Origin of the sequence: Rhodopseudomonas sp. BR0C11, from assembly GCF_010820945.1 — a bacterium.
GTDB lineage: Bacteria > Pseudomonadota > Alphaproteobacteria > Rhizobiales > Xanthobacteraceae > Rhodopseudomonas > Rhodopseudomonas palustris_H.
This window is the reverse complement of record NZ_QTKI01000182.1, coordinates 1-9,016: the sequence shown is the minus strand read 5'-3', so window position 1 is coordinate 9,016 and position 9,016 is coordinate 1. Positions and strand designations below refer to the sequence as shown.

Annotated in this window: 8 protein-coding genes; 5 read left to right on the top strand and 3 right to left on the bottom strand. The window is 65.7% G+C overall.

What is annotated here, in order from left to right; genetic code table 11:
• The coding region (gene mtnA / locus DYI24_RS14950) for an S-methyl-5-thioribose-1-phosphate isomerase (RefSeq protein WP_164572849.1) at nt 1-943 on the bottom strand (943 nt) is incomplete at its 3' end.
• A gap of 111 nt (nt 944-1,054) precedes the next feature.
• On the bottom strand, nt 1,055-1,930 hold the full coding sequence (locus tag DYI24_RS14945) for an S-methyl-5'-thioadenosine phosphorylase (RefSeq protein WP_012497916.1): 876 nt from the start codon (nt 1,928-1,930) through the stop codon (nt 1,055-1,057).
• 278 nt (nt 1,931-2,208) lie between these two features.
• Between DYI24_RS14945 and DYI24_RS14940 the strand changes: the two genes are divergently transcribed.
• From DYI24_RS14940 to DYI24_RS14925, 4 genes are all read left to right on the top strand, one after another.
• The gene (locus DYI24_RS14940) at nt 2,209-3,351 is read left to right on the top strand and encodes an iron-containing alcohol dehydrogenase (protein ID WP_349627780.1); all 1,143 of its coding nucleotides are present in this window, start codon (nt 2,209-2,211) and stop codon (nt 3,349-3,351) included.
• A gap of 165 nt (nt 3,352-3,516) precedes the next feature.
• Nucleotides 3,517-5,067 carry an AMP-binding protein gene (locus tag DYI24_RS14935; protein WP_164572847.1) on the top strand — a complete coding sequence of 517 codons (1,551 nt, stop codon included), beginning with the start codon at nt 3,517-3,519 and terminating at the stop codon, nt 5,065-5,067.
• 305 nt (nt 5,068-5,372) lie between these two features.
• Nucleotides 5,373-7,223 carry a DNA helicase RecQ gene (gene recQ / locus DYI24_RS14930; RefSeq protein ID WP_164572846.1) on the top strand — a complete coding sequence of 617 codons (1,851 nt, stop codon included), beginning with the start codon at nt 5,373-5,375 and terminating at the stop codon, nt 7,221-7,223.
• Nucleotides 7,224-7,306: 83 nt separating this feature from the next.
• Nucleotides 7,307-7,534 (top strand): FmdB family zinc ribbon protein, encoded by a 228-nt coding sequence (locus DYI24_RS14925; protein ID WP_107357330.1) that lies wholly within the window; start codon nt 7,307-7,309, stop codon nt 7,532-7,534.
• 22 nt (nt 7,535-7,556) lie between these two features.
• On the opposite strand, the gene DYI24_RS14920 is transcribed toward DYI24_RS14925, so the two are convergent.
• Complete coding sequence (locus DYI24_RS14920; RefSeq protein ID WP_164572845.1) at nt 7,557-7,835, bottom strand: DUF3551 domain-containing protein; 279 nt, start codon at nt 7,833-7,835, stop codon at nt 7,557-7,559.
• A gap of 278 nt (nt 7,836-8,113) precedes the next feature.
• Here DYI24_RS14920 and DYI24_RS14915 point away from each other — a divergent pair.
• Nucleotides 8,114-9,016, top strand: a 903-nt coding sequence (locus tag DYI24_RS14915) for an AMP-binding protein (RefSeq protein ID WP_164572844.1), incomplete at its 3' end; no start/stop codon positions are given.

Sequence of the window (9,016 nt, the reverse complement as noted above, 5' to 3'; positions counted from 1 at the left end):
CGATCCGGCCGTCACTGGTACGCCCGGTCATGTCGGTCACTTCCGCGGCCTCGCGCTGCTCGATCGGGATTTCGCGGACGCCGTCGTGGATGGTGAAGTCGATCGTCGGCGACGGCAGCGCGACGTAGAACGGCACCTTGTTGTCGGCCGCTGCCAGCGCCTTCAGATAGGTGCCGATCTTGTTGCAGACATCGCCGTCGGCGGTGACGCGGTCGGTGCCGACGATGACGATATCGACCATCCCGTGCTGCATCAGATGACCGCCGGTATTGTCCGGAATCACAGTGTGGTCGACGCCGTGATGGCCGAGCTCCCAGGCGGTCAGCGACGCGCCCTGGTTACGCGGACGGGTCTCGTCGGCATACACATGGATCGGAATACCGGCATCGAACGCCTGATAGATCGGCGCGGTGGCGGTGCCCCAATCGACAGTGGCGAGCCAGCCGGCATTGCAATGGGTCAGCACATTGACGCGCTCGCCGGGCTTCTTGGTTGCTGCAATCGCTTCGATCAGCTTCAGGCCGCTGGCGCCGATCGCCTGATTGATCGCGACGTCTTCGTCGGCGATCTCACCGGCGCGCCGATACGCCGCCGCAACGCGATCCATCGGCTGCACCGGGGCCAGCGCACGACGCATCTCGTCGAGCGCCCATTTCAGATTGATGGCGGTCGGCCGGGTTGCGACCAGCTTGGCGTAAGCGGCATCGAGCCCGGCGTCGGAGGCATCCTCACGCATTGCCAGCGCCATCCCGTAGGCTGCGGTCGCGCCGATCAGCGGCGCGCCGCGCACCAGCATGGTGCGGATCGCATCTGCCGCCTCATCGGAGCTGGTCAGCTTCACCACCACGTAGTCGTGCGGCAGCCGGCGCTGATCGATAGTGCCGACGGTCCAGCCATCAGCTTCGAGCCAGATCGTGCGGGTATGCTTGCCGTCGACTTTCATGGTGCCTCGCTGAGATCGAATCGGTCATTGCGAGCGAAGCGAAGCAGTCCAGAAGTTCACACGCCAAGCACTGGATTGCTTCGTCGCTTCCGCTCCTCGCAATGACGAGGTTTACGCCTTCAAAACCCGCCCGGCCACCGCGTCGAGCTTCTTCAGCAGTTCCGGATCGCGCGCTTCGGGGGCGGTGATGAAGGCGGCATCGAGGGCGCGGTCGGAGCCGATCGGGCATTCCTCGTGCTCGCGCGGGAAGTCCTGCGCCAGCCGCGCCACCAGGCTCTTGGCCTTCTCGGCGTTGGAGGTCAGAACGCGGACGATGTCCTGCACCGTCACCGCATCGTGGTCGGGGTGCCAGCAGTCGAAATCGGTGACCATCGCCACCGTCGCGTAGCAAATTTCCGCCTCACGGGCGAGCTTGGCCTCCGGCATGTTGGTCATGCCGATCACCGAATAGCCGAGCTGCTTGTAGGTCATGCTCTCCGCATAGCTGGAGAACTGCGGACCTTCCATGCACAGATAGGTGCCGCCGCGCGCTACCGGAATGCCCTCGGCCTCCGCCGCAGCCGCAAGGTGGATGCGCAGCCGCGGGCTCACCGGGTGCGCCATCGAGACGTGGGCGACGCAACCTTTGCCGAAGAACGAGCTTTCGCGCTTGTAGGTGCGGTCGACGAACTGATCGACCAGCACGAAGGTGCCGGGCGGCAGCTCTTCCTTGAACGAGCCGCAGGCCGACAGCGAAATCAGGTCGGTGACGCCGGCGCGCTTCAGCACGTCGATATTGGCGCGGTAGTTGATGTCGGAGGGCGACAGCCGGTGGCCCTTGTCATGGCGCGGCATGAACACGATCGGCAGGCCGGCGATATTGCCGCGCCGCACCGCGGAAGACGGCTGCCCCCACGGGCTCGCGATCGCTTCCTCTCGGACGTCTTCCAGCCCGGGCAAATCATAGATCCCGGAGCCGCCGATAATGCCGAGCACGGCCTTAGTCATGGACTGTCTCCCCGACGAAAGCGTTTTCGAGCGAAGTGGTCACCGGTTCGCGTGAAGAAAACGCGTCACAACAAATCTGCCGCCGCATTCAACATGCGGGCGGGGCAGCGACAACCCCTTACGGCGGCGGATCAGCCAAACGTCTTATCTTACCGCGTTGTCGGACACGCCCATGACGGGCCGTCGCCGCGACGAATTTTCCTGTTCCCGAACCTACGACGATCGGATTAGGATCATCGCTAAGGCCACGCAAAAGCGGCCAAGGGGAGAGAAACAACGTGATGACTGGACGCGTCGTGTTCGGCGCCATGGAGGAGGTCGTCTACGGTCAGCCGGCGGCGGAGGCGCTCGCCGCTCAGCTTGACCGCATCGAGGCGCAGCGCGCTCTGCTGATGGTGTCAGGCACGCTGAACCGCACCACCGATGAAATCGCCAAGATCAAAGATGCGCTCGGCAGCCGCTGCGCCGGGGTGTTCGACGCGATGCCGGCGCATACGCCGCGCGCGGCAGTCATCGCTGCCACCGAACAGGCCCGCGCCATCAAGGCCGACATCATCGTCACCGTCGGGGGCGGCTCGATCACCGACGGCGCCAAGGCGGTGCAGATCTGCCTCGCCAACGACATCTCGAGTGCCGCCGAGATCGACCGCGTCCGCAACATCAACGCGCCGGTCGCCCCCAAAGTCCGGCAGATCAGCGTCCCGACCACGATCTCGGGCGGCGAATTCAGCGCCATTGCAGGCGTCACCAACGAGGCAACGAGGGTCAAGGAGAAGCTGGCGCATCCGCTGACGATGCCGCGCGCCGCGATCCTCGATCCGGCCATTACCCTGCACACGCCGGAATGGCTGTTTCTGTCGACCGGCATCCGCGCGGTCGACCACTGCGTCGAAGCGATCTGTTCACGCGAAGCGCACCCTTACGGCGACGCCCAGGCGCTGCGCGGCCTTTCGATGCTCGCCGCGGGGCTGCCGCGCGTCAAAGCCGATCCGACCGACCTCGACGCCAGGGTCGATTGTCAGATCGGCACCTGGCTGTCGATGGGCGCGCTGTCGTCCGGCGTGCCGATGGGAGCCAGCCACGGCATCGGCTACGTGCTCGGCGCGGTGTTCGACGTGCCGCACGGCCACACCTCCTGCATCATGCTGCCGGCGGTGATGCGCTGGAACAAGTCCGCCAACCGCGACCGCCAGGCACTGGTCGCCGCCGCGATGGGCCATCCCGGCGAAGACGCCGGCGACGTGCTCGACGCACTGATCCGGGTGCTCGGCATGCCGCGCAGCTTGCGCGAAGTGAACGTCGGGCCCGAGCATTTCGAGCGGATCGCCAACCAGGCAATGGGCACCCCATGGGTGCCGCGCAATCCGCGCCCGATCGAAGGACCGGCGCAGGTCCGGGAGATCCTGGAGCTCGCGGCGTGAAGACGCGCCTGCTTTCGCGGGGCCAACAACGATGAGACCGTCATTGCGAGCGTAGCGAAGCAATCCAGGAGCGCAGTGCACGTCGCTGGATTGCTTCGTCGCTTCGCTCCTCGCAATGACGACGAAAAACCAGAAGCTCAGGCACGCATCAGCACGAGGAGCACGATGTATCCCGGCCAGTTCGCGAAGACCCGCCCCGACCATCCCGCCTTCATTATGGCTTCCACCGGAGAGACGGTGAGCTATGCCGAGCTCGAGGCTCGCAGTAACCGTCTGGCGCATCTGTTGCGCAATCACGGCCTGCGGCGGCTCGACCACTATTCGATCTTCATGGAGAACAACAACCGCTACATCGAGGCGTGCGCCGCCGGCGAGCGCAGCGGCTATTACTACACCTGCGTCAACTCCTACCTGACGCCGGCCGAGCTCGCCTACATCCTGACCAACAGCGAATCGCGCGCGCTGATCACCTCGAAAGCCAAGCTCGACGTCGCCCGCGAGGCGCTGAAGGAATGCCCCAACGTCACGCTGTGCGTGGTGGTCGACGGTGACGGCGAGAGCGAGCGGATCGTCGGGCTCGCCGACGCGACCAAGGATCTGCCGGACACGCCGATCGCCGACGAAAGCCTCGGCACCGCGATGCTGTATTCGTCCGGCACAACAGGCCGACCGAAGGGAATCCTGCGCCCGCTGCCGGAGCAGCCGCCGTCCGAACCGCTGCCGCTGTTCCACTTCCTCAACATGCTGTGGAAGTATCGCGACGGCATGATCTATCTGTCGCCCGCGCCGCTGTATCACTCGGCGCCGCAGGCTGCGGTCGGCCTCACCATCCGCGACGGCGGCACCGTGATCATCATGGAGCATTTCGATCCGGAGCAGTATCTGGCGCTGATCGGGAAGCACAGGGTGACGCACAGCCAGCTCGTGCCGACGATGTTCTCGCGGATGCTGAAGCTGCCTGAAGAGGTGCGGAAGGCCTACGATCTGTCGACGCTGGAAGTGGCAATCCACGCCGCAGCGCCCTGCCCGCCGCAGGTCAAGGAACAGATGATCGAATGGTGGGGACCGATCATCCACGAATATTACGGCGCCACCGAAGGTCTCGGCTTCACCGCCTGCAACAGCGCCGAGTGGCTGGCGCATCGCGGCACGGTCGGCAAGGTGATGTTCGGCGACCTGCATATTCTCGACGACGGCATGAAGCCATGCCCGAAAGGCACGCCCGGCCAGATCTGGTTCAAGACCGCCACGCCGTTCGAGTACTTCAACGACCCGAAAAAGACCCAGGAAGCCCGCTCGAAAGACGGCAGCATGAGCACCGTCGGCGACGTCGGCTATGTCGACGACGACGGCTATCTGCACCTCACCGACCGTGCCACCTTCATGATCATCTCGGGCGGGGTGAACATCTATCCGCAGGAGTGCGAGAACCTCTTGATCACTCACCCCAAGGTCGCGGATGCCGCGGTGTTCGGCGTGCCGAACGAAGATCTCGGCGAGGAGGTCAAGGCGGTGGTGCAACCGATGCCGGGCGTCGCCGCCGGCGCCGACCTCGCCGCCGAACTGATTGCCTTTTGCGCGCAATCGCTGTCGCGACAGAAGGTGCCGCGCTCGATCGACTTCATGGACGAACTGCCGCGGCTCCCCACCGGCAAACTCTACAAGCGCCTGCTGCGCGACCGCTATTGGGGCAAGAAGGAAAGCCGGATCGTGTGAGTCGGAGCGACGCAGCACGGCGCACTCCCTCTCCCGCTTGCGGGAGAGGGCTGGGGTGAGGGCGACACAAGCACTGACTTACGTTGTTCAGAAAAGCCTTCCCTCAGCAGCACGGCGCAGCGATTGGGTAAGGACATCCTCTCCGCGAGTCGCGGTCTCACTGCCTGGAGCGCCCTCACCCCAACCCTCTCCCGCTTGCGGGAGAGGGAGTGCGCCGTGCCCCGGGGAGAGGCAACTGCCTCATGGGCAGAATCGGTGGGAATGGGCTATAGGGACCTCATGTCCCCGCTCCCCTGCCCGCGCGTATGACCCGTTCCGCGCCCCGCGAAACCGACGACGACCTCGACGCACGGATGCTGTCGACGTTGCAGCACATGTTCGGGCTGTCGTCATTCCGCGGCCAGCAGGAAGCGATCGTGCGGCATGTCGCCGATGGTGGCGATGCGCTGGTGTTGATGCCGACCGGCGGCGGCAAGTCGCTGTGTTACCAATTGCCGGCACTGCTGCGCGACGGCTGCGGCGTGGTGGTGTCGCCGCTGATCGCGCTGATGCGCGACCAGGTGGCCGGGCTGCTGGAGAGCGGCGTGCGCGCGGCCGCGCTGAATTCAACGCTGTCCTATGACGAGGCCAACGCGATCGAGCAGCAGCTCCTCAAGGGCGAACTCGATCTGCTGTATGTCGCGCCCGAGCGATTGCTGACACCGCGCTGTCTGGCGCTGCTGGCCAAAGCCAAGCTCTCGCTGTTTGCGATCGACGAGGCGCATTGCGTGTCGCAATGGGGCCACGACTTCCGCCCCGAATATGTCGGCCTCTCGGCCATCGCCGAGAAGTTTCCGAACGTGCCGCGGATCGCGCTCACAGCGACCGCCGACGCGCTGACCCGGCGCGAGATCGCCGAGCGGCTGGCGCTGACGGATGCGCCCTGCTTCGTGTCGAGCTTCGACCGGCCGAATATCCGCTACACCATCGTCGACAAGCAGAACGCACCGGCGCAGCTCAAAGCCTTCATCGACGACCGCCATCGCGGCCATTCCGGCGTGGTGTATTGCCTGTCACGCGCCAAGGTCGAGGACATCGCCGAGACCCTGAGCAAATCCGGCCTCACCGCGCTGCCGTATCACGCCGGCCTGCCGCCGGACGTTCGCGCGCGCAATCAGGACCGCTTCCTCAATGAGGACGGCATCGTGATCGTCGCCACGATCGCGTTCGGCATGGGGATCGACAAACCGGACGTGCGGTTCGTCGCGCATCTTGATCTGCCCAAGAGCATCGAGGCCTATTACCAGGAGACCGGACGCGCCGGCCGCGACGGCAAGCCGTCCGACGCCTGGATGGCCTATGGCCTGTCCGACATCGTGCAGCAGCGCCGGATGATCGACGAGAGCAGCGGCTCGGACGCCTTCAAGCGGGTGTCGATGGGCAAGCTCGATGCGCTGGTCGGCTTGTGCGAATCCACCGGCTGCCGGCGCACGCGGCTGCTCGGCTATTTCGGCGAAACCTCGACGCACCCGCACTGCGGTAATTGCGACAACTGCCTGAATCCGCCGAAGGTGATTGACGGCACGGTGGCGGCGCAGAAGCTGCTGTCCTGCGCCTATCGCACCGGGCAGCGGTTTGGCGCCCAGCACCTGATCGACGTGCTGCTCGGCCGGCTGACCGAGCGCGTCTCTCAGTTCGGCCACGACAAGCTGTCGGTGTTCGGCATCGGCGGCGAGTTTGGCGAGAAACAATGGCGCGCGGTGATCCGCCAACTGGTGTCGCTGGGGCACCTGGCGCCGGACAGCGAGGCGTTCGGCGCGCTGAAGCTGACCGAAACCTCGCGTGCGGTGCTGAAAGGCGAGTCCGAGGTAGCGCTGCGCGAGCAGACCGGCCGCCCGCCGCGGTCGAAATCGCGCCGCGGCGATCTGGTCGGCAGCGCCCAGCGCGAGACCAGCGGCGATCCAGAGCTGTTTGCCGCGCTGAAGGCGTGGCGATCTGAAGTGGCCAAGGCCCGTGGCGTGCCGGCCTATGTGGTGCTGCACGATGCCACCCTCGACGGCCTTGCGGCAACAAAGCCGCGAACGCTGGACGAGATGCGGGGCATTCCGGGCATTGGCGACAAGAAGCTCGAGCATTACGGCGCCGCGCTGCTGGCGGTGATCGGCGAACACCGTTAGCCGGCCGCCAGACCATCGCCAGCCTAAAGGAAGTGGTCCGGATCCTGCACAGCTTCTCCTGACGGACTTCAGGAGGTGTCGCGATGCCGCTCTACGGCTTCCATTGTAAGCAATGCGACAAAGACAGCGAATTGCTGGTCGGCTTCGACGACAAGCCGCCGTGCCCGGCCTGCGGCAGCCGGCGAATGGAGCGGCTGGTCTCTCGGCCCGCCCCACCCGGCAAGAGCAAGAGCGTGATGAAAGCCGCTCGCGCTCAGGCGGCGCGCGAGGGGCATTTGTCGAATTTTAGTCGCAAGGAGCGCGGTCTCTAACGACCGCGCCCACGCGAGCCGATCAATAGCCGCCGACTGCGTTGGGTGGCGCGTAGCCGTAGCTGTCGTAGCCGCGATCCCACGCGCTGTAGCGCGGATTCATGACGCAGTTGCCGCCGGCGCCGCTCGCGGTGAAACGGCAAGACGAGTAGGTGGCGTAGTTGCAGTCGCCGGGGTAGCCCTGCTGCTTGCCCTGGATGCAGTACGGATATTCGACACTCGCCGCCGCCGGCTGCGCGCCGATCAGTTGCGTCGCGCCAAGTGCGCCGAGCGCCATCACTGCCAATGCCAGACGTCTCATCTCGCTCTCCTTGTGTTGTCACCGATGCGAGACAGAACCGCAGCGTCCGAGTGCCGTTCCGGACCGGCTTTCACAAAAGCATCATCGAAGCTGCGACGCGTCGCCGCCGCACCGCGCGCTGAGCCTTACGATCCGCGCATCCGGTGACGCCGGCCGGACCGATTGCGCGTCGTCGCGGCGGATGGCAAACCTCCCCATCATGCGACCGCTTGCGAATTGCGCAGCGCGGAACGCCAACAACAACGCGCAGCACGCGCGGGACAAAGGGAGGACGAGACATGTCGCAGCTGATCGAAGCGCCGGGCGGGGTGACGCCATTCGACGGAATGGACGTGCCGTGGCTGCTGAAGCTGCACGCCGAGGCACGGCGCGAGCATCCTTTCGTGATCTGGGCGCCGTTCGACGGCCCGTCGCGGAGCTGGAGCTACGGCGAATTCCATGAGCGCGTCGGCGCGCTCGCCGCCGGCCTCGCCAAGCGCGGCATCAAGCCGGGCGATTACCTGCTGATCCATCTCGACAATTGCGTCGAGTTTCTGCTCGCCTGGTTCGCCTGCACGGAGCTCGGTGCAGTTGCGGTCACCACCAACACCCGCTCGGCCGCCGCAGAGATGGAGTACTTCGCCGACCATTGCGGCGCGGTCGCCGCCATCACCCAGCCGGCCTATGCCGATCTGGTGGCCACCAACTGCAAGAAGCTGAAATGGATGGCGGTGATCGGACACGATCCCGGCGCGGCAATCACAGCGCAGCCGGTCGCAAAGGGCGACTCGTTCGACAGTCTGTTTGGCGACAGCGCCGACCGGCCGCGTCGCCCGACCGACCCGCTGGCGCCGTGCAGTGTGCAATACACCTCGGGCACCACCTCGCGACCCAAGGCGGTGCTGTGGACCCACGCCAACGCACTGTGGGGCGCCAAGATCAACGCCGCACACCAAACGCTGCGCGCCGACGACGTGCATCTGTTGTATCTGCCGCTGTTCCACACCAATGCGCTGGCCTATTCGATGCTGTCGACGCTGTGGGTCGGCGGCGCTGTCGTGGTGCAGCCGCGGTTCTCGGCGAGCCGCTTCTGGAAGGTCTCACTGGCGCATGGCTGCACCTGGCTGTCGACGATCCCGTTCTGCATGAAGGCGCTGCTCGAGCACGAGGTCCCGAAGGCGCATCGCTTCCGACTGTGGGGC

What these genes read in the sequence shown, in the direction of transcription:
- DYI24_RS14920 (WP_164572845.1), bottom strand. Translation starts at nt 7,835, where the DNA reads ATGAGACGTCTGGCATTGGCAGTGATGGCGCTCGGCGCACTTGGCGCG.
- DYI24_RS14925 (WP_107357330.1), top strand. Translation starts at nt 7,307, where the DNA reads ATGCCGCTCTACGGCTTCCATTGTAAGCAATGCGACAAAGACAGCGAA.
- DYI24_RS14945 (WP_012497916.1), bottom strand. Translation starts at nt 1,930, where the DNA reads ATGACTAAGGCCGTGCTCGGCATTATCGGCGGCTCCGGGATCTATGAT.
- DYI24_RS14935 (WP_164572847.1), top strand. Translation starts at nt 3,517, where the DNA reads ATGTATCCCGGCCAGTTCGCGAAGACCCGCCCCGACCATCCCGCCTTC.
- recQ (WP_164572846.1), top strand. Translation starts at nt 5,373, where the DNA reads ATGACCCGTTCCGCGCCCCGCGAAACCGACGACGACCTCGACGCACGG.